Annotated in this window: 18 protein-coding genes; 16 read left to right on the top strand and 2 right to left on the bottom strand. The window is 63.0% G+C overall.

The window, feature by feature from the left end:
- The first annotated feature begins 50 nt into the window (after positions 1-50).
- The 5 genes from cobA (at position 51) to ACU5AY_RS06290 (ending at position 4,694) form a co-directional block, all read left to right on the top strand.
- Entirely contained in the window at positions 51-857 is an 807-nt protein-coding gene (cobA, locus tag ACU5AY_RS06270; protein ID WP_446828423.1) for a uroporphyrinogen-III C-methyltransferase, read from the top strand.
- The gene (locus ACU5AY_RS06275) at positions 854-2,161 is read left to right on the top strand and encodes a cobyrinate a,c-diamide synthase (RefSeq protein ID WP_446828424.1); all 1,308 of its coding nucleotides are present in this window, start codon (positions 854-856) and stop codon (positions 2,159-2,161) included. The genes cobA and ACU5AY_RS06275 overlap by 4 nt, the downstream gene beginning before the upstream one ends.
- On the top strand, positions 2,158-3,162 hold the full coding sequence (gene cobD / locus ACU5AY_RS06280; protein ID WP_446828425.1) for a threonine-phosphate decarboxylase CobD: 1,005 nt from the start codon (positions 2,158-2,160) through the stop codon (positions 3,160-3,162). The genes ACU5AY_RS06275 and cobD overlap by 4 nt, the downstream gene beginning before the upstream one ends.
- Complete coding sequence (gene cbiB / locus ACU5AY_RS06285; RefSeq protein ID WP_446828426.1) at positions 3,162-4,136, top strand: adenosylcobinamide-phosphate synthase CbiB; 975 nt, start codon at positions 3,162-3,164, stop codon at positions 4,134-4,136. Before cobD ends, cbiB begins: the two co-directional genes overlap by 1 nt.
- A gap of 129 nt (positions 4,137-4,265) precedes the next feature.
- Positions 4,266-4,694, top strand: a complete 429-nt coding sequence (locus ACU5AY_RS06290; protein WP_446823876.1) for a L,D-transpeptidase — start codon at positions 4,266-4,268, stop codon at positions 4,692-4,694.
- An 81-nt stretch (positions 4,695-4,775) separates the two neighbouring features.
- Here ACU5AY_RS06290 and ACU5AY_RS06295 read toward each other — a convergent pair whose 3' ends face one another.
- The gene (locus ACU5AY_RS06295) at positions 4,776-5,498 is read right to left on the bottom strand and encodes a Crp/Fnr family transcriptional regulator (protein WP_446826058.1); all 723 of its coding nucleotides are present in this window, start codon (positions 5,496-5,498) and stop codon (positions 4,776-4,778) included.
- A gap of 231 nt (positions 5,499-5,729) precedes the next feature.
- Between ACU5AY_RS06295 and hemN the strand changes: the two genes are divergently transcribed.
- The 7 genes from hemN (at position 5,730) to ACU5AY_RS06330 (ending at position 12,654) form a co-directional block, all read left to right on the top strand.
- A complete protein-coding gene (hemN, locus tag ACU5AY_RS06300) occupies positions 5,730-7,076 on the top strand; it encodes an oxygen-independent coproporphyrinogen III oxidase (protein WP_446828427.1) in 1,347 nt (448 codons plus the stop codon).
- Between the two features lie 126 nt (positions 7,077-7,202).
- The gene (locus ACU5AY_RS06305) at positions 7,203-7,487 is read left to right on the top strand and encodes an acyl carrier protein (RefSeq protein WP_003495848.1); all 285 of its coding nucleotides are present in this window, start codon (positions 7,203-7,205) and stop codon (positions 7,485-7,487) included.
- A 100-nt stretch (positions 7,488-7,587) separates the two neighbouring features.
- Positions 7,588-8,070 carry a beta-hydroxyacyl-ACP dehydratase gene (locus tag ACU5AY_RS06310; RefSeq protein ID WP_446823878.1) on the top strand — a complete coding sequence of 161 codons (483 nt, stop codon included), beginning with the start codon at positions 7,588-7,590 and terminating at the stop codon, positions 8,068-8,070.
- 12 nt (positions 8,071-8,082) lie between these two features.
- A complete protein-coding gene (locus tag ACU5AY_RS06315; RefSeq protein WP_446828428.1) occupies positions 8,083-9,288 on the top strand; it encodes a beta-ketoacyl-ACP synthase in 1,206 nt (401 codons plus the stop codon).
- A gap of 13 nt (positions 9,289-9,301) precedes the next feature.
- Complete coding sequence (locus ACU5AY_RS06320) at positions 9,302-10,588, top strand: beta-ketoacyl-ACP synthase (protein ID WP_446823880.1); 1,287 nt, start codon at positions 9,302-9,304, stop codon at positions 10,586-10,588.
- 58 nt (positions 10,589-10,646) lie between these two features.
- Positions 10,647-11,675: a zinc-binding dehydrogenase gene (locus ACU5AY_RS06325; RefSeq protein WP_446823881.1), complete on the top strand. Its 1,029-nt coding sequence runs from the start codon at positions 10,647-10,649 to the stop codon at positions 11,673-11,675.
- 4 nt (positions 11,676-11,679) lie between these two features.
- Entirely contained in the window at positions 11,680-12,654 is a 975-nt protein-coding gene (locus ACU5AY_RS06330) for a lipid A biosynthesis lauroyl acyltransferase (protein ID WP_446828429.1), read from the top strand.
- A 33-nt stretch (positions 12,655-12,687) separates the two neighbouring features.
- Here the strand turns inward: ACU5AY_RS06330 and ACU5AY_RS06335 are convergent, their stop codons facing one another.
- Positions 12,688-13,224, bottom strand: coding sequence for a hemerythrin domain-containing protein (locus ACU5AY_RS06335; RefSeq protein WP_446823883.1), 537 nt, complete (start codon positions 13,222-13,224; stop codon positions 12,688-12,690).
- A gap of 203 nt (positions 13,225-13,427) precedes the next feature.
- Between ACU5AY_RS06335 and ccoN the strand changes: the two genes are divergently transcribed.
- The 4 genes from ccoN to ccoP are packed head-to-tail and all read left to right on the top strand — an operon-like array spanning position 13,428 to position 16,833.
- Positions 13,428-15,047: a cytochrome-c oxidase, cbb3-type subunit I gene (ccoN, locus tag ACU5AY_RS06340; RefSeq protein ID WP_446828430.1), complete on the top strand. Its 1,620-nt coding sequence runs from the start codon at positions 13,428-13,430 to the stop codon at positions 15,045-15,047.
- Between the two features lie 12 nt (positions 15,048-15,059).
- The gene (gene ccoO, locus ACU5AY_RS06345; protein ID WP_446823885.1) at positions 15,060-15,791 is read left to right on the top strand and encodes a cytochrome-c oxidase, cbb3-type subunit II; all 732 of its coding nucleotides are present in this window, start codon (positions 15,060-15,062) and stop codon (positions 15,789-15,791) included.
- Positions 15,792-15,804: 13 nt separating this feature from the next.
- A complete protein-coding gene (locus tag ACU5AY_RS06350; protein WP_261929849.1) occupies positions 15,805-15,957 on the top strand; it encodes a cbb3-type cytochrome c oxidase subunit 3 in 153 nt (50 codons plus the stop codon).
- A 3-nt stretch (positions 15,958-15,960) separates the two neighbouring features.
- Positions 15,961-16,833, top strand: coding sequence for a cytochrome-c oxidase, cbb3-type subunit III (gene ccoP, locus ACU5AY_RS06355; protein WP_446828431.1), 873 nt, complete (start codon positions 15,961-15,963; stop codon positions 16,831-16,833).
- Positions 16,834-17,018 lie beyond the last annotated feature (185 nt).

A 17,018-nucleotide genomic window follows, 5' to 3' on the forward strand; every position in this document is an offset into this window, starting at 1 on the left:
GGGAGCGAGCCAGATTGCATTTTTGCCTGGTTCTTCATAGAGCTTGAATGATGAACGACATTCTTCTTTCCGGGCTTGCATCGATGGAGCCGGGGCATGTGTGGTTGGCCGGGGCAGGGCCTGGCGATCCGGGGCTTTTGACGCTTCTGGCGGCGAAGGCGCTCGGGGAGGCGGATGCGATCGTCTATGATGCGCTGGTCAATGAAAGCTGCCTGAAACTCGCCCGCGCCGACGCCATCCTGGAATATGCCGGCAAGCGTGGCGGCAAGCCTTCGGCCAAGCAGGCCGATATCTCGCTGCGGCTCGTCGAACTCGCCAAGGAGGGCAAGCGCGTGCTGCGGCTGAAGGGCGGCGATCCCTTCGTGTTCGGCCGGGGCGGCGAAGAGGCCCTGACGCTTCTTGCCCACAAGGTACCGTTCCGAATCGTTCCCGGTATCACGGCCGGGATCGGCGGCCTTGCCTATGCCGGCATTCCGGTCACGCACCGCGAGGTCAATCATGCCGTTACCTTCCTGACCGGCCACGATTCGTCCGGTGTCGTGCCAGACCAGATCGACTGGGAGGCAATCGGCCGTGGCTCGCCGGTCATCGTCATGTATATGGCGATGAAGCACATGGGGCACATCGCCGAGAAGCTGATGCGGGCGGGGCGCCGAGCCGACGAGGCGGTGGCCTTCGTCTGCAATGCGGCCACCGATGACCAGCATGTGCTGGTGACGACGCTTGGACGGGCGGCTGCGGATCTTGTCGCCGCTGGACTTGAGCCGCCGGCGATCGTGGTCGTCGGCGACGTGGTGAAGCTCCGGCCATCGCTGTCCTGGTTCGAGCCCGTATTGCCGCGAAAGGCCGCCGAATGAGCGGTTTCCTGATTGCCGCCCCGTCTTCCGGCGCCGGCAAGACGACGGTGACGCTCGGACTACTCCGCGCCTTGAGGCGACGGGGCGTGGCGGTGAAGCCGGGAAAAGCGGGACCGGACTATATTGATCCGGCCTTCCATGCGGCTGCCTGCAGCGAGGCCTGCTTCAATTTCGACCCCTGGGCGATGCGCCCCGCGTTGCTTCGCGCTCAGGCCGCGCGGCTGCGTGCGGGTGGCGCACTTCTCGTCGTCGAGGCGATGATGGGGCTTTACGACGGGGCGGCCGACGGCAGCGGCTCGCCCGCCGATCTGGCGGCACTCCTCGGCCTCCCGGTGCTGCTGGTCGTCGATTGCGCCAGGATGTCCCATTCGGTGGCGGCGCTGGTGCGCGGGTTTTCGTCCCATCGCGGCGATATCCATGTCGCCGGGCTGATCCTCAACCGGGTTGGAAGCGACCGGCACGAGGCGATGCTGAGGGACGCGCTGAGCGCCAGCGGCCTGCCTATCCTCGCCGTCATTCGGCAGGATGCCGGCCTGGCGCTGCCCGAACGGCACCTGGGACTGGTGCAGGCCGGCGAACATGCCGGGCTTGAGGCGTTCATCGAGCGTGCGGCGGACGCGGTGGAATCCGCTTTCGATTTCGAGGCGCTCGACGGTCTAGCAACCGCCGGACCGAATTCGACGACCGCCGTCGCGGCAGAGCCTCTTGCTCCTCTCGGCCAGATCATTGCGGTAGCCCGCGACATGGCCTTTGCCTTCTCCTACGAACACATGCTGGCGGGCTGGCGCGATGCCGGGGCGGAAATTCGTTTCTTCTCGCCGCTCGCCGACGAAGCGCCTTCAGCGGAGGCGGATGCCGTCTATCTGCCGGGCGGGTATCCGGAGTTACATGCAAGCACGCTCACATCGGCCTCCGTGTTCCGGCAGGGCATGCTGGCGACTGCGGCGCGCGGCGCAGGGATCTATGGCGAGTGCGGCGGCTACATGGTGCTTGGCGAGGGGCTGATCGACGCGGCCGGCAGCCGGCATGCCATGCTCGGCCTCTTACCGCTGGTTACCAGCTTTGCCGAGCGTAAACGGCATCTAGGATATCGGCGCGCTACTCCGCTCGCTGGTGCGCCCTTCGATCGGCCGATGACGGCGCATGAGTTTCATTATTCGACCGTGGTCAGCGAAGGCGATGCCGGGCGGCTTTTTCGCGTCAGCGACGCACTCGGTGCGGATCTCGGCGAGGCAGGGCTGGTGCGCGGCAATGTCTGCGGGTCCTACATCCATCTGATCGATCTTGCGGGAGAAAGCCGGTGACGGGCGGCATTGTCCATGGCGGTGGGCTTGCGGCGGCAGCGCGGCAGTTCGGCGGCAGCCCGGCCGACTGGCTGGACCTTTCGACCGGGATCAACCCCAACCCTTGCGCGACGTCCGCGCTTCCTTCGGACGTCTGGCACCGGCTGCCCGACAGCGATCTGTACGATTCGGCCCGTGAGGCGGCATCGGTCTATTACGGAAGCGGGTCCATCCTGCCGCTTCCCACACCCGGTACGCAAGCCGTCATTCAGTTGCTGCCGCGTCTTGCCGGAGGCGAGGGTCGCGTCGCCATCGTGTCGCCGACCTTCGGGGAATATGCGCGGGTCTTCGCCGCCAACGGCTTTGCCGTCGATACTGTCGGCACCGTCGGCGAGATCGGCGGGAGCTATGCAGCGGCTGTGGTCGTCAATCCGAACAATCCGGATGGCCGGACCTGGGGCCGCGACGAACTCGTCGGACTTCATGACCGGCTGCACGCGGAAGGCGGGCTGCTGATCGTCGACGAAGCCTTCGGCGACGTCCTGCCGGAATTGAGCCTTGCGGGGCAGGTCGCGGCGATGCCGGGTCTCGTCGTGCTGCGCTCCTTCGGCAAGTTCTTCGGGCTTGCCGGGCTGCGGCTCGGTTTCGTGATTGCATGGGACGATCTGCTTGACAGGTTGGGGGATTGGCTCGGTCCCTGGGCCGTGTCCGGGCCGGCGCTGGCGATTGCCGCAAATCTCTTCAAGCGGGATACGGACACGGTGCGGAACAGAATTTTCGAACGCAAGGCGGCGCTCGACGCGGTTCTGACCGACGCCCGTCTTTTGCCGGTCGGCGGCACGCCGCTCTTTTCCCTTGTCGAGACGGCAGATGCGCAGGCGCTTTGGCGGCATCTGGCGCAAGACCATATCCTCGTGCGACGCTTCGACTACCGCGACACCTGGCTCCGGATCGGGCTTGCTCCGGACGCGGCCGGCGACCAGCGTCTCGCCGCAGCGCTGGCGGATTTCCGGGGCAAGTGATGGGCACGCATTTCCTGACGCTTCTCCTGGCGCTTGTCATCGACCTCATCGTCGGCGACCCCGATCGGCTGTGGCGGCGCTATCCGCATCCGGTCGTCTGGTTTGGCAAGGCGATCTCCAGCCTTGAAAAAGCGTTGAATGGTGAACGGCTTTCCGCAGAGACGCGCCGGCAGAATGGCTTCGTCGCACTGGCGATCCTCCTGCTCGGCGCTTGCCTCGTCGGCATCCTGCTGCATGCCTTTTTCCTCCGTCTTGGCTGTATCGGTCTCGTTCTCGAAGCCGTTGTCGCGTCGGTCTTCCTGGCGCAGAAGAGCCTGTCGGATCACGTCCGCGCCGTTGCCGACGGATTGCGGACCGGTGGGCTTGAAGGCGGGCGGCGGGCGGTCGCGATGATCGTCGGGCGCGATCCGAATTCGCTCGATGAGCCGGGCATCTGCCGCGCGGCGATCGAGAGCCTGGCGGAGAACTTTTCCGATGGAACCGTGGCGCCGGCGCTCTGGTTTGCGATCGGCGGGCTGCCGGGACTGTTTGCCTACAAGATGCTGAACACGGCGGATTCGATGATCGGCCACAAGACGGAGCGCTACCGCGATTTCGGCTTTGCCGCCGCGCGTGCCGACGATCTCGCCAACTGGCCGGCCGCACGCCTCTCCGTCTTGCTGATAGCACTCGGCGCGCTGGTGGCGAAGGGCCGGGATGCGGCCGTCAACACTGTCCGTGTGGCCCTGCGTGACAACAATCTGCACCGTTCGCCGAATTCCGGTTGGCCGGAGGCGGCCATGGCGGGGGCGCTCGATCTGCAGCTTGCCGGACCGCGTCGCTATCATGGCGAAGTCGTCATGGAGCCGATGCTGAACGGTGCCGGAAGAACCCATGCATCGGCCAAGGATATCGAGACGGCATTGCGGATGTACTTCCTCGCCTGTTGTGCCTTGGCAGTAATTGTCCTGATCGTCTTTACTTTTAGCTTATGATATTTCAAAGTTTGGCGGGGCTGCTGGGGCGGTCTTCATCATTTCTTGATGCTGGGCGGGATATACGGTCCATTCGTGCGTGACCGTGCGGATAACCGGATATTCCGATAACAGGCCGAGGGGGCTTTCATGCGTAAACTTCTTGCTGCTGCGGCGACGCTTTTATGCGCGCAGTTTTTCACGATCGACGCCAGTGCGGCGAACCTCATTGCAAAGATCAATCTGTCCACCCAGACGATGACCGTCATCCAGGACGGCCGGACCATGTATCGCTGGAAGGTGTCGACTGCGCGCAGCGGTTATCGCACGCCGACCGGATCGTATTCGGCCAAGTGGCTTTCCAAGAACCACCGGTCGCGCAAGTACAACAATGCGCCGATGCCGTTTTCGATCTTCTTCAACGGCGGCTATGCGGTCCACGGCACCACCGACATCCGCCGGCTCGGCACGCCGGCATCGCACGGCTGTGTGCGCCTGCATCCGCAGAATGCCGCAGTCCTTTATTCGCTGACCCAGGCCAACGGCCTCGGCAATACGCGCATCGTCATTCAGCGCTGACAGTCGCGCACCGGCGCAAATGGAAAAGCCGCGGCATCGGGCCGCGGCTTTTTCGTCTGTAGCAGCTTCTGCTCTTCGCCGTCAGTCGTTGCCGGCCGCCCAGGCCAGGCGATCGAGGCGGGGCACCGTGACATGGCGGTTGTTCTCGATATTGATGATGCCGTCCTTCCGCAGCTTGGTCATCTGGCGGCTGACGGTTTCGATGGTCAGGCCGAGGAAATCGGCGATATCGGCGCGTGACAGCGGCAGTTCGAAGGCGTTCTGCTTGCCGTGCTCCGGATCGATATGCGTGGCGATCAGGTAGAGGAAGCTCGCAACCTTCTCATGCGCGCTCTTGCGGCCGAGGGTGAGCATCCATTCGCGGGCCTCGTCCAGTTCCTTCAGCGACTGCGTGTGGAGGCGATGCTCCATCTTCGGCGTACCGTTCAGCATGCGGTCGATGACCGCCTTCGGGAAGGTACAGATTTCCGTCTCGGTGGCCGATTCGGCGGTGAGTGCGCTTTCCTCCAGGAACGGGCGGCCCATGAAGTCCGGCGCAAACTGCAGCCCGACGATCTGCTGGCGGCCGTCTGCCATCATCTTCGACAGCTTGACCACGCCCTTCAGGATGTTCGAGTAGGAGGTGATTTCCTCGCCCTGGGCGATGATCTCCCGCCCGGCCTCGATGGCCTTGCGGCTCGAATGCCTGTTCAATTCCTGCAGCTGCTCGGGCGAAAGAACACCGCAGAGACCGCCATGGCGCGCCTCGCAGGCGCGGCAAACAACCGGAATTGCAGAGTTGTGAATGTCTTCCCGTTCACGCATGACCATTGCAGAACCCATCATCATCCTCGCCTTCCTTAGTCCGGTTGTATTAGCAAAACCAGCACTATCGTAATCCCCTATGGTTTTTTGACCATGGTCAAATCTAGGGATGGGTATGTTCGGCACCCGAGATTCTGATTCAGACTATGGAATTGATCGATATCAATCGCACCGTCAGAGCAATCGCCTATCTACTGTTCCTGTCTTTACACGGGAACGAGTGTCGCAATTGTGAGCCAGATTCTGCTTCAAAAATTTTCCGGCGCCGTACCGCGCTATACCAGCTACCCAACGGCGCCACATTTCCATGAAGGTATCGGCAGTAATGTCTACCGCCAGTGGCTTCGGGCGCTCGGCGGTGGTGAGACGCTGTCGCTTTACCTGCATATTCCCTATTGCGACCGGCTTTGCTGGTTCTGCGCCTGCCATACGAAGCATACATTGAAGTACGAGCCGATCCGCGCCTATCTCCATTCGCTGAAGCGCGAGATCGCCGAAGTCGGCCGGGAAGTGTCGAAGAAGGCGATCGTGACCGCCGTGCACTTCGGCGGCGGCTCCCCGACCATGCTGCTTCCGGAGGACATCACGGCGCTGATGGCGGATCTGCGAGCGGCGTTCACCTTCTCCGACGAGGTCGAGATCAGCGTCGAGATGGATCCGAACGATCTGGATGAGTCGCGCTACGACGCGCTGGCCGCGATCGGCATGACGCGGGCAAGCCTCGGTGTTCAGGACTTCAACCCCAGGGTGCAGGAAACGATCAACCGGATCCAGACCTTCGAGCAGACGAAGGCCGTTGTCGAGGCTGTCCGGGCGAGGGGCGTTCGTTCGGTCAACTGCGACGTTCTCTATGGCCTGCCGTACCAGACCCTGGAGACTTTGCGGGAGACAATCGCCGACATCGTCAGCCTCAGCCCGGACCGGATCGCGCTGTTCGGCTACGCGCATGTGCCGTGGATGAAGAAGCATCAGAAGATGATCCCCGAAGCGGCGCTGCCGGACACGGCCGAGCGGTTCCGGCAGATGCAGGAGGCGGCGCGCATGCTGGTCCAGGCCGGCTATCAGCCGATCGGCATCGACCACTTCGCCAGGCCCGACGACAGCCTGGCCGTTGCCGAGCGCAATGGCGGACTGCGGCGCAATTTCCAGGGCTATACCGATGATCCGGCGAGCGCGCTGATCGGGCTTGGTGCGTCTTCGATCGGCCAGATGCCGCAGGGCTATGTCCAGAACATGCATGCGACAGCCGAATATCAGCGTATGGTCGACGAGACTGGTCTTGCCGCCGTCCGCGGAATTGCGCTGACCGATGGCGACCGGATGCGGGCACGGGTCATCGAGCGGCTGATGTGCGACTTCGGCTTTTCCTTCGCCGAACTGCGATCGCTCTATCCGAGAATCGCCGAGACCGTGATTGCCGAGGCGAAGGGGGCGGCGCGCGATCTGCCGGAGGTCTGCCGGCTCGACGGCGACGCCTTTTTGCTGACGGATGACGGCCGGCCATTCGCCCGCAGCGTGGCAGCCGTGTTCGATGCCTATCTCGCCAATGGCAAGGGCAGGCACTCGCTTGCCGTCTGAGGGCGGACGGGCAACCTTGCGTCGGAGCAACACTGCCTCAGCAAATTTCCGGCAAGCCGGCAGAAAGCATTGGCAATCCCGCCATATTTCCCTATGAGGGGGCAGAATCTATAATGATCAAGAGGTATGGGCGTGACTGCTACATTCGACAAGGTCGCTGACATTATCGCCGAAACGAGCGAAATCGATCGCGAGACCATCACTCCGGAAAGCCACACGATTGACGATCTGGGGATCGACAGTCTCGACTTCCTTGATATCGTCTTCGCCATCGACAAGGAATTCGGTATCAAGATTCCGCTCGAGCAGTGGACGCAGGAAGTCAACGAAGGCAAGGTTTCCACGGAAGAGTACTTCGTTCTGAAGAACCTCTGTGCGAAGATCGACGAGTTGCGCGCAGCCAAGGGCTGACAGGGCGACAACCAGCCTGTAATGCAAGTAAAACCGGGGCCTCGAAAAGTCGGATATGTACTTTTCGGGGTTTTTGGTAATTGTGATGCCGGAGGCGTGAATGCTGCTGGAATACTTCCAGATGATCGATGAGGTGGAGGCGCTCAGCCTTCGCGAGGGTGAGGCGCGGATCAAGGTCCGCTCGGTGGTACCCGCAAAGAGCCCCGTATTCGAGGGACATTTTCCCGGAATGCCGCTCGTACCGGGCGTGCTCCTGATCGAGACCATGGCCCAGGCTTCGGGCTTTCTTGTGCTCGCCCATTCCAATTTCGCCGCCATGCCCTTCCTGATGTCGGTCGACGGCGCCAAGATGCGCACCTTCGTCGAACCGGAGACGGTGCTCGACATCGAGGCGTTTCTGGAGCATGACGGTTCCGGGTTCGCGGTGACGAAAGCCAAGATCACCGCCTCGGGCAAGAAGGTCTGCGATGCGCAGCTGAAGCTCAGAACCATGCCCTTCGACGAGGTGCCGCTTGCCGGCATCGTGCGCAAGCGTGCCGAAGAGGTGGGGCTCATGAAGGCGATCGAAGCCGCACGCGCTTGAAGAGGATAATGCATGACTAAAGCGGACAATGATGTCGTCATCACCGGTGTCGGTATCGTCACCAGCCTCGGCGTCGGCAAGGCGCCGCATGTCGCGGTGCTGACGGCCAAGGATACGCCTGTTCCCGTCGTCGATGCCGAGCGGCTGAAGCCGTATCCGGTGCATCCGCTGCCGGAAATCGACTGGTCCGAACAGATCCCGAAGCGCGGCGACCAGCGGCAGATGGAAAACTGGCAGCGCACCGGCGTCTTCGCCGCCGGCCTGGCGCTGGCCGATGCCGGCCTCAAGGACGACGCGGACGCCTGCGGCACCATGGACATGATCGTTTCGGCCGGCGGCGGCGAGCGCGACATCAACGTCGACACGCTGATTGCCGACGAGGCGCTGAAGCGCAACGACCGCGAAGTCCTGCTCAATGAAAAGCTGACGACGGAACTGCGTCCGACGCTGTTCCTCGCCCAGCTGTCCAATCTTCTCGCCGGCAATATCTCCATCGTCCACAAGGTGACGGGTTCGTCCCGAACCTTCATGGGCGAGGAGGGCGCCGGCATTTCCGCCGTCGAGACCGCGTTCGCGCGCATCAAGGCCGGACAGTCGACCCATTCGCTCGTCGGCGGCGCATTCGTTGCCGAACGTGCCGACGCGCTGCTGCTGGTCGAATCGATCCGCGGCCTCGTTGCCGGCGAATGGACGCCGCTCTGGTCGCGTAAGGGTGAAGACGGCGGCATGATCTACGGCTCCGTCGGCGCTTTCCTCGTTCTGGAATCGCGCGCCCATGCGGAAGCGCGCGGCGCGCATGTCTATGCCTCGATCGACAGCATCGAAGGCGACCGCGGCAGCCGCGACGAGGGCAAGTTCGAGGCCCGCTTCGGCCGTCTGCTCGATGATACGGTATCCGGTGTTTCCGCCTCGAATGGTGTCGTCTTCAGCGGCGCGACGGGCTTCCCGTCGCTGTCTTCGCGAGAGTTGGCCGTGCTCGGTGACAAGCTTCCCGATGTGCCGGTGCGCGGCTATGGCGGGCTGTTCGGCCATTCCATCGAAGTGCAGTTCCCGCTCGGGTTGGCGCTCGCCGCACTTGCGATCGACGAAAAGGCCGCAGTGCCGGCGTTCGATCCCAAGCATGAAGCCACGATGAGCGCGCCGGCGACCAAGGCCGTCGTCACCACCGTCGGGCATGCGCGCGGCGAGGGTGCCGCCCTCTTGTCTGCAAACGCTTGAAAGGACCGGTAGCATGAGCCAATCCGCTTATCTCGATCATCTCGGCCGGCCGATCGTCGCTGTCACCGGCATGGGCGTCATCACATCGCTCGGCCAGGGGCTTGCCGACAACTGGACGGCGCTGACATCCGGCGTGTCCGGCATCCACACCATCACCCGCTTCCCGACCGACCTGCTGTCGACCCGCATCTGCGGTTCGGTGGACTTCATCGACATTCCCGTGCCGAACGCCGTGGAGCGGTCCTACGCCATGGCGCGCGACACGACCGTCGAGGCTTTGGCACAGGCCGGACTTGCCGGCGATTTCGGCGGGCCGCTGTTCCTTGCCGCGCCGCCGATCGAGCCCGAATGGAGCGCCCGCTTCGAACTGGCCGACCGTTCCGCCCCGCCGACCGAGGCTGGCGACGTCTACGCCCGCTTTCTCGCAGCCATGCATGAACGCCCGGACCCGGCCTTCCATGAGGCAGCGCTTTTCGGCGCGATCTCCGAACGGCTTGCCGACCGGTTCGGCACGCGCGGCCTGCCGGTCACGCTGTCGACGGCCTGCGCCTCCGGCGCTACCGCCATTCAGCTCGGCGTCGAGGCGATCCGCCAGGGCCGTGCGACCCGCGCGTTGACGGTTGCCACCGACGGCTCGATCAGCGCCGAGGCGGTTATCCGCTTCTCGCTTCTGTCGGCGCTTTCGACCCAGAACGATCCGCCGCAGCAGGCGTCCAAGCCGTTCAGCAAGGACCGCGACGGTTTCGTCATCGCCGAGGGATCGGCGACGCTGGTGCTGGAATCGCTCGAGTCGGCCGTTGCCCGTGGCGCCAAGGTGCTGGGCATCATGAAGGGCTGCGGCGAGAAGGCAGATCATTTCCACCGCACTCGCTCGTCTCCGGACGGCGGTCCGGCGATCGCGACGATCCGCGCCGCGCTGGAGGATGCCGGCCTGTCCGAAGAGCAGATCGGCTACATCAACGCCCATGGCACGTCGACGCCGGAAAACGACAAGATGGAATACGGTGCCATGCTGGCCGTCTTCGGCGATCGGCTGGCCGGCATTCCGGTCTCGTCGAACAAGTCGATGATCGGTCACACGCTGACGGCTGCCGGTGCGGTCGAGGCGGTCTTCTCGTTCCAGTCCATGCTGACGGGCACGTTGCCGCCGACCATCAACTACAACAATCCGGATCCGACGATCGCCCTGGACGTGGTTCCCAACGTCAAGCGGGATACGCAGGTCAACGCCGTGCTGTCGAACTCCTTCGGCTTCGGCGGACAGAATGCCAGCCTTGTCATGGCGCTGGAACCGGCGTAAGCGGACAACCACGAAACGAACGGAAAACATCACGCCCAGTGTGGCGGGGGATTTGTCTATGCGTGCATTGCAACTGGTCGACGACCGCAAACTCGAAATCACCGATCTTCCCGAGCCTGATGCTCCGGCTGTCGGCGAGGTGACGCTGAGGGTCAAGGCGGTCGCACTCAATCACATCGACGTCTGGGGCTGGCGCGGCATGGCGTTTGCCAAGCGCAAGATGCCGCTCGTCATCGGCGCCGAGGCTGCGGGCGTGGTCGAATCGATCGGGCCGGGCGTGTCGAACGTCCTGCCTGGGCAGCTGGTCTCGATCTACGGCGCGCGCACCTGTGGCCTCTGCCGTCCGTGCCGCGAGGGCCGCGACAATCTCTGCGAACATGTCGGCGGCGTGCATGGCTTCCATCTCGACGGCTTTGCCCAGGAGAAGGTCAACCTTCCGGCCCGTCTCCTGGTGCCGGCACCGCCCGGCGTCGACGCAATCGGTGCCGCGCTTGCGCCCGTGACCTTCGGTACGGTCGAGCACATGCTGTTTGACAATGCCAAGCTCGAGCCCGGTGAGACGATCCTCATCCATGCGGGCGGTTCGGGCATCGGCACGGCGGCGATCCAGCTTGCCAAGAAGATCGGCTGTACGGTGATCACGACCGTCGGCTCCGACGACAAGATCGAGCGCGCCAAGGCACTTGGCGCCGATCATGTCATCAATTACCGCACCGACCGCTTCGAAGGCGTGGTGCGCAAGCTGACGAAGAAGAAGGGCGTTGACGTCGTCTTCGAACACGTCGGCAAGGACACCTGGGCGGGATCGATGTTCTCGCTGAAGCGCGGCGGCCGTCTGGTCACCTGCGGCTCGACGTCCGGTGTCTCCACCGACATCAACCTGATGATGCTGTTCCAGCAGCAGCTGAAGCTCCTGGGTTCCTTCGGCTGCCGGATGGAAAACATGGCGAACGCCATGCAGAAGATGGCGCGCGGCCTCGTGCATCCCGTGATCGACACCGAAGTCGGGTTCGACGATATCGACAAGGCGCTGGAGCGGATGGAAACCCGTCAGGTATTCGGAAAGATCGTCCTGAAGATCGATTGAGCCGATGAAGGTCCTGAAATCGCTTCTCTACCGATGGGCGGTCGCGCTCTATCGCTTCCGCCAATGGGCGGCGGCGCAGGCGCTGTTCGGGTTTCTGACGATCCTGAAGATCTTTCCGGCCGATGCGGCGATCAACTTCGCCGACGCCGTCGGCCGCAAGTTCGGTCCCAAGTTGCAGCGCCACCGGTTGATGATCCATAATCTCACCGCGGCATTTCCGGAGAAGAGTGAAGACGAGATCGAGGCGATTGCCGTCGGCAGCTGGGGGCACATGGCCCGCATGGCCGCCGAATATGTCTATCTCGACCGGCTGTTCGATTTCGATCCCGAGCGCCCGGGCGAGGGCAGGGTGGAAGTCGCCGGCGTGCCCATCTTCCTCGACCTTGTGGAACACCGTCGGCCCTTTATCGTCTTTACCGCCCATACCGGATGCTTCGAGATGCTGCCGGTCGCGAGTGCGGCCTATGGCCTGCACGTCTCGGTGCTGTTTCGCCCGCCGAACAATCCTTATGTGGCGGACAAGATCTTCCAGTTCCGCGCCGCCCGCATGGGTAATCTCGTGCCCTCGCATGCCGGGTCCTCCTTCGCGCTAGCCGCGGAACTCGATCGCGGCGGTGGGGTGGGCGTGCTGGTCGACCAGAAGTTCCGCAAGGGCCTCGTAACCCAGTTCTTCGATCGCGACGTGAAGACCAATCCGCTGCTGGCCAAGCTCGTGCGTCAGTTCAACTGCGACGTCTATCCGGCGCGCTGCATCCGCCTGCCGGACAACCGCTACCGGCTGGAGATCGAGGAGAAGGTGGAGATCCCGCGCACGGCGGCGGGGTCCGTCGACGTGACGGCGACCGCTCAGATGTTGAACGACAAGGTCGAAAGCTGGGTTCGGGAATATCCGGAGCAGTGGCTCTGGTATCACGACCGCTGGCAGGGCAAGGGAAAGCTCGGCCTTAAAAGAAAAAGCAAGCCGAAGAAGAAGCGCTAGAAAGGCCGGAGATTCGTCCCCCGGCCTTAGTGTTCAGTGGCTTTCTGTCTGGTCCGGCCGTTGCGGCGGGGAGACCAGCGTGTCCGCCGAATATTTCTTCAGCAGATGCTCGCGTTCGAAGGCGATGTGGCGGCGCATGGTTTCGAAGAAGCCGCGCAGCATGTAGCCGGTCGCCTCGATGTTGACCGGATTGCCTGATCCCAACCGCAACAGTGCGTCTGTCAGCTCCTCGGCGAAGCACTCGTCTTCGCAGTGTTCGAACTTCAGCCGGGATACCGTCTCCCGAAGGGAATCATCGCCCGGCGAAGATTGCTGGAGCCACGGAAACAGGACATGTTCCTCGTAGTGGTGCGCGCCCTTGATCAGCGGCCCAAGCGCCTTTGCCGCGTAGATGCACTTTTGCCGATTGACGCTCGACGGCAGGGAATCGGCGATCTCCTCGAGCTGGTCGCATAACGCCAGCTGCTCGCGATGGATGCCCAGAAGCCAGGCCAGAGGCCGCGTCTGCGGTGAAAGCAGGCTGCCGATAGGCGGTGCTCCACCTTCGTTTCCTTCACCCGTGTTTATCATTTTCACCCTCCGGTCGTGATGATGCATGCAAATCAGTTCCCCCAGGGCTCCTGTATCGATTGAAAAGCGGCTCCCAACATTGATTTGGATCAAGGTGGCGGCGGTCCCGGAATGAGAAGTGTTCGCTGGACGAAGGGGGCGAGTCCGGCATTCGGCGGAATCGGTCCCGACGCGAATTTCTTAAGCCGTTGGGGGTACCAACAATGAATTATACTTTGGAAACAGTGGCATTGGCCTTGGGGGCATTTCTTGCACTCCTCGGGGTGGCCTTTGCCCATGATAGCCTGTTTGCCGCCCATATGTGGGTGGCGTTCTTCTGTTTGCTTGCCGCGACGATCGTCATGCTGCGGCGGGTGACGTTCGCGCCGGCCGGCGCCGGTTCCGCTGCCGCGAAATCTGAATATTTCGACGACGTGGTGCGCTACGGTGTCATCGCCACGGTCTTCTGGGGTGTCGTCGGCTTTCTTGTCGGCGTCGTGGTGGCGCTGCAACTTGCCTTCCCGGATCTCAACATCGAGCCGTGGTTCAACTTCGGCCGCATGCGTCCGCTGCACACCTCGGCGGTGATCTTCGCCTTCGGGGGCAACGCGCTGATCGCATCGTCCTTCTACGTCGTGCAGCGCACATCTCGCGCGCGCCTTTTCGGCGGCTCGCTTCCCTGGTTTGTCTTCTGGGGCTACCAGCTGTTCATCGTCATGGCTGCGACCGGCTATCTTCTGGGCATTACCCAGGGCCGCGAATATGCCGAGCCGGAATGGTATGTCGACATCTGGCTGACGCTCGTCTGGGTCGCCTATCTCGTCGTCTTCCTCGGAACGATCCTGACGCGCAAGGAAAGCCATATCTATGTGGCCAACTGGTTCTACCTGTCCTTCATCGTCACCATCGCCATGCTGCACCTGGTCAACAACATGGCCATGCCGGTCTCCTTCCTCGGCGTGAAGAGCTATTCGGCCTTCTCGGGCGTGCAGGATGCTCTGACGCAGTGGTGGTACGGCCATAACGCGGTGGGCTTCTTCCTGACCGCCGGCTTCCTCGGGATGATGTACTACTTCGTTCCCAAGCAGGCCAACCGTCCGGTCTATTCCTACCGCCTGTCGATCGTGCACTTCTGGGCGCTGATCTTCCTCTACATCTGGGCCGGTCCGCACCATCTGCACTACACGGCTCTGCCGGATTGGGCACAAACGCTGGGCATGGTGTTCTCGATCATGCTGTGGATGCCCTCCTGGGGTGGCATGATCAACGGCCTGATGACGCTCTCGGGCGCCTGGGACAAGATCCGCACCGACCCGATCATCCGCATGATGGTCATGGCCATCGCCTTCTACGGCATGTCGACCTTCGAAGGTCCGATGATGTCGATCAAGGCCGTCAACTCGCTCAGCCACTACACGGACTGGACCATCGGTCACGTTCACTCAGGCGCGCTCGGCTGGGTCGGCATGATCTCGTTCGGCATGATCTACTTCCTGGTGCCGAAGCTGTGGAACCGTGAACGGCTCTACAGCCTGCGCCTGGTCAACTGGCACTTCTGGCTCGCTACCCTCGGCATCGTGGTCTACGCCGCCGTCATGTGGGTCGCAGGCATCCAGCAGGGCCTGATGTGGCGCGAATACGACAGCCAGGGCTTCCTGGTCTACTCGTTCGCCGAGTCGGTCGCCGCCATGTTCCCCTACTACGTGCTGCGTGCCGTCGGTGGCGCCATGTACCTGGCCGGGGCACTGATCATGGCCTTCAACGTCACCATGACCATTCTTGGCCATCAGCGGAACGAAGCACCCATTCCCGGTGCGGAGCCCGCGATGCAGGCCGCAGAATAAGGAGCCGGACCCATGTCCATACTTGAAAAACACGGCGTCATCGAACGCAACGCGACCCTGCTCTTGGTCTCGTCCCTGCTGGTGGTCACGATCGGCGGTATCGTGGAAATCGCTCCGCTGTTCTACCTCCAGAACACCATCGAAAAGGTGGAAGGCATGCGGCCCTATTCGCCGCTGGAGCTTGCCGGCCGTGACATCTACATTCGCGAAGGGTGCTATGTCTGCCACAGCCAGATGATCCGTCCGTTCCGCGACGAGGTCGAACGCTATGGTCACTACAGCCTGGCGGCGGAGTCCATGTACGACCATCCCTTCCAGTGGGGATCGAAGCGTACCGGTCCGGATCTCGCCCGGGTCGGCGGCCGCTACTCGAACGAGTGGCACGTCCAGCACCTGACGGAACCGCGTGACGTGGTGCCGGAATCGGTGATGCCGAGCTATTCGTTCCTGAAGACCACGCCGCTGAAGTTCGATGATGTCTCAGGACATCTGAAGGCAAACGCGACGGTCGGCGTTCCCTATAGCCAGGAAATGATCGACAACGCCCAGGCAGACCTGGAGGCGCAGGCCAATCCGGACGCCGATACGTCCGGTATCGAGACCCGCTACCCGAAGGCCGTCCTCGGCGACTTCGACGGCAACCCCAAGGAGCTGACCGAGATGGACGCTCTGGTTGCCTATCTGCAGATGCTCGGCACGCTGGTCGATTTCTCGACCTACGACGATGCCTCGGGCTACCGGTAAGGAGGTCTGATCCATGGAAACCTACACCGCCATGCGTCACTTCGCCGACAGTTGGGGGCTGCTTGCCATGCTCCTCTTCTTCACCGGCGTGATCCTTTTCACCCTACGCCCCGGCGGCAAGAAAGCCGCCGACGAGGCCGCATCCATCCCTCTGAAGGAGGACTAAGAGATGTCGGACAAACATGACAAGCATGTCGACGACCTGAGCGGCGTCGAGACCACCGGCCACGTGTGGGACGGGATCCGAGAGCTCAACAACCCGCTGCCGCGCTGGTGGGTCTGGACGTTCTACGCAACCATCCTGTGGGCGATCGTCTACACGATCTTCTATCCGGCATGGCCGCTTCTGACCTCCAACACCAAGGGCGTGCTGAACCAGACCAACCGGTCCGATTTCGCCGCCCAGATGGCGGACGCCAAGGCTGAGCAGGCGGTGTATCTCGACAAGATCGCCGCCACTCCGGTCGATCAGATCGCCGCCAATCCCGAACTGTCGCAGTTTGCGATTGCCGGCGGTGCGGCTGCGTTCAAGGTCAACTGCGCGCCGTGCCACGGCTCGGGTGCTGCCGGCGGCATGGGCTATCCGAACCTCAACGACGACGACTGGCTGTGGGGCGGTGACGTCAATGCGATCTACACCACGATCGCGCACGGCATCCGCTACGAACAGGATCCGGATACCCGGGTCTCCGAAATGCCGGCCTTCGCCGACATTCTGGAACCGCAGCAGGTCAAGGAAGTCGCGGCCTACGTCTGGAGCCTGACCAGTACGCCGTCCGATCCGGCTCTCGTCGAGCCCGGCAAGCAGGTCTTCGCCGAAAACTGTGCATCCTGCCACGGCGAGGATGCCAAGGGCGGACGCGACTTCGGTGCGCCGAACCTCGCCGATGCCATCTGGCTGAAGGCGGACGGCGAGGCGGGTATCGCGGCACAGGTCGCTGCTCCCAAGCATGGCGTCATGCCGGCCTGGACGGCACGCCTCGGCGACACCACGGTCAAGGAACTGGCCGTCTTCGTCCACTCGCTGGGTGGCGGCGAATAAGCCGAAGCTCGCAACGCGCAGTATCGAAATACAAGAAGCCGCCCGGTATCGCCGGGCGGCTTTTTCGTGGGCGTAGGCGAGGCAGCAGAGTCGGTGATGACCAGTGCAGGAGATTTGGCGTGGTAACCAGCCCGCCAGCAGGCAAGACAAAAGGCCGCCCGGAGTTGAAGCCGGGCGGCCTTGCT

The sequence above is a fragment of the Rhizobium sp. PAMB 3174 genome (genome assembly GCF_052908375.1).

Excerpts from the sequence above, each read along its gene's own strand:
- ACU5AY_RS06295 (WP_446826058.1), bottom strand. The coding sequence starts at position 5,498 with ATGCGTGAACGGGAAGACATTCACAACTCTGCAATTCCGGTTGTTTGC.
- ACU5AY_RS06305 (WP_003495848.1), top strand. The coding sequence starts at position 7,203 with ATGGGCGTGACTGCTACATTCGACAAGGTCGCTGACATTATCGCCGAA.
- ccoP (WP_446828431.1), top strand. The coding sequence starts at position 15,961 with ATGTCGGACAAACATGACAAGCATGTCGACGACCTGAGCGGCGTCGAG.
- ccoN (WP_446828430.1), top strand. The coding sequence starts at position 13,428 with ATGAATTATACTTTGGAAACAGTGGCATTGGCCTTGGGGGCATTTCTT.
- ACU5AY_RS06330 (WP_446828429.1), top strand. The coding sequence starts at position 11,680 with ATGAAGGTCCTGAAATCGCTTCTCTACCGATGGGCGGTCGCGCTCTAT.
- ACU5AY_RS06290 (WP_446823876.1), top strand. The coding sequence starts at position 4,266 with ATGCGTAAACTTCTTGCTGCTGCGGCGACGCTTTTATGCGCGCAGTTT.
- ACU5AY_RS06275 (WP_446828424.1), top strand. The coding sequence starts at position 854 with ATGAGCGGTTTCCTGATTGCCGCCCCGTCTTCCGGCGCCGGCAAGACG.
- ACU5AY_RS06320 (WP_446823880.1), top strand. The coding sequence starts at position 9,302 with ATGAGCCAATCCGCTTATCTCGATCATCTCGGCCGGCCGATCGTCGCT.
- ccoO (WP_446823885.1), top strand. The coding sequence starts at position 15,060 with ATGTCCATACTTGAAAAACACGGCGTCATCGAACGCAACGCGACCCTG.
- cbiB (WP_446828426.1), top strand. The coding sequence starts at position 3,162 with ATGGGCACGCATTTCCTGACGCTTCTCCTGGCGCTTGTCATCGACCTC.
- ACU5AY_RS06335 (WP_446823883.1), bottom strand. The coding sequence starts at position 13,224 with ATGATAAACACGGGTGAAGGAAACGAAGGTGGAGCACCGCCTATCGGC.
- ACU5AY_RS06310 (WP_446823878.1), top strand. The coding sequence starts at position 7,588 with ATGCTGCTGGAATACTTCCAGATGATCGATGAGGTGGAGGCGCTCAGC.
- ACU5AY_RS06325 (WP_446823881.1), top strand. The coding sequence starts at position 10,647 with ATGCGTGCATTGCAACTGGTCGACGACCGCAAACTCGAAATCACCGAT.
- ACU5AY_RS06350 (WP_261929849.1), top strand. The coding sequence starts at position 15,805 with ATGGAAACCTACACCGCCATGCGTCACTTCGCCGACAGTTGGGGGCTG.
- ACU5AY_RS06315 (WP_446828428.1), top strand. The coding sequence starts at position 8,083 with ATGACTAAAGCGGACAATGATGTCGTCATCACCGGTGTCGGTATCGTC.
- cobA (WP_446828423.1), top strand. The coding sequence starts at position 51 with ATGAACGACATTCTTCTTTCCGGGCTTGCATCGATGGAGCCGGGGCAT.